Raw genomic sequence first — 889 nt, 5'->3', positions numbered from 1 at the left:
CCGTGGCGTGGCCCCGCCCGATCGACTGGACGGCCCCGATCACCGTGGCCAACAACCGATCCGGAGGCGGCGACCGGATCCACCATCCCGTATCCGACCTTGTTGTCCACGCCCGCAGGCGGATTGTGCGCGGACTGCACGATCCGGTTGATTACCTGATGCGCGCTGAATTCGGTTGCGCGCGCGGTGGTTCACGCCGCCAACTTGGGGGCCAAGGTGATCAACATTTCCGTCACCGCGTGCCTGCCCGCGGCGGCCCCGGCCGATCAGCGGGCCCTCGGTGCGGCGCTGTGGTACGCGGCCACCGCGAAGGACGCCGTGATCGTGGCGGCCGCCGGCAACGACGGCGAAGCGGGCTGCAACAACAACCCGACGTATGACCCATTGGACCCGTCCGATCCGCGGGACTGGCACGAGGTCAAGATCGTCTCGGCGCCGTCGTGGTTCTCCGATTACGTCCTGTCGGTGGGAGCGGTCGACAGCAGCGGTGCCCCGCTCGACAAGAGCATGACCGGTCCCTGGGTCGGCGTGGCGGCCCCCGGGACCCACATCATGGGCCTCTCACCGCAGGGTGGCGGCCCGGTGAATGCCTACCCGCCGTCGAGACCGGGCGAGAAGAACATGCCGTTCTGGGGCACCAGTTTCTCGGCGGCCTACGTCAGCGGCGTCGCGGCGCTGGTGCGCGCGAAATTCCCCGAACTCAGCGCGCATCAGGTAATCAACCGGATCGTGCAGTCCGCGCACAATCCGCCTGCGGGCGTGGACAACAAGGTCGGATACGGGATGGTGGATCCGGTCGCCGCCACCGGATCGGTTGTTGGCCACGGTGATCGGGGCCGTCCAGTCGATCGGGCGCCGGCCACGCCGCCACAACACGGCCCACTACCAC

Annotated in this window: 1 pseudogene; it reads left to right on the top strand. The window is 68.7% G+C overall.

The features are described 5' to 3' along the window. Positions 1 to 165: 165 nt before the first annotated feature. Positions 166 to 808, top strand: a pseudogene (locus tag A5622_RS24580) (S8 family serine peptidase); the annotation flags it as partial. Between the last annotated feature and the right edge of the window lie 81 nt (positions 809 to 889).

It is taken from the genome of Mycobacterium sp. 1245801.1, from assembly GCF_001673055.1.
In the GTDB taxonomy this organism is placed as follows: Bacteria; Actinomycetota; Actinomycetes; order Mycobacteriales; family Mycobacteriaceae; genus Mycobacterium; species Mycobacterium europaeum_A.
The sequence above is the reverse complement of the archived record's forward strand: the minus strand, read 5'-3'. Positions and strand labels throughout refer to the sequence as shown.